Origin of the sequence: Burkholderia sp. Bp9012, from assembly GCF_003853825.1 — a bacterium.
In the GTDB taxonomy this organism is placed as follows: domain Bacteria; phylum Pseudomonadota; class Gammaproteobacteria; order Burkholderiales; family Burkholderiaceae; genus Burkholderia; species Burkholderia diffusa.
The window spans coordinates 1-722 of record NZ_QTQA01000085.1; the positions used below are offsets into that span (position 1 = coordinate 1).

The window sequence follows — 722 nt, forward strand, 5'->3', positions numbered from 1 at the left end:
GCGCCCGGCAAAAGCGAATCAGGGAAGTCGTGGCGCGACCCCTCCGACTTGTTTTCCAACCTCTATGACGCGGCGCTTCAGTTTCAGCGCGATGCCGCCACCACAAGCCCGAACGCCCCGGCACAAAGCCTTTCAAAAGAAACGCGCGCCAAGATCGCCGCAAACGCCCAGCTACTGCGCCAGTTCGCCGCGCTCTTGGCCAGCCAGGTACGCGCGCAGGCCAATCCGTCGACGCAAGGTAGTGTCGGGTGGATCGTCGCCGGATTGCATCGGTCGCTCGAAGCGCGAGGGCCGAGCCGTTACCTGGCCGCCAATGTCAAGACCGATACGACGAGCCGGGCTGGATCGCTCCATCCAGGCGAATCACTTGAGGCACGCGTCAAAGAACGCCCGGCCGACCAAGACGCCAACGTGTGCAAGATCGGAGCGCCGTCAGGCACCGGCAGCAGTATCAGCTTTGCCACGGGCAGCGAAACACTCAGCCACACCGACTTCACGCTACCCGGCCCGTTTCCCATCGCCTGGACGCGTACCTACCGCTCCAGTCTGGGTGCCTTCGACGATGGCGTGCTGGGCGCGCGCTGGATCACGCCGTACACCACGCGCCTCGACGTGCGGGGCGAAGGCCTGCGCTACCACGGCGCCGACGGCCGCAGCCACGACTACCCGCTGCCCAAGGTCGGACAGTTCCATGAAGATCGCATCGAAGACCTCACGCTGGT

1 protein-coding gene is annotated in these 722 nt (G+C 65.1%); it reads left to right on the top strand.

Annotated elements, in window-relative coordinates; translation table 11 throughout:
- Positions 1 to 722 (top strand): DUF6531 domain-containing protein (locus DIE11_RS36675; RefSeq protein WP_221622488.1); only part of this gene is annotated, 722 nt, incomplete at both ends.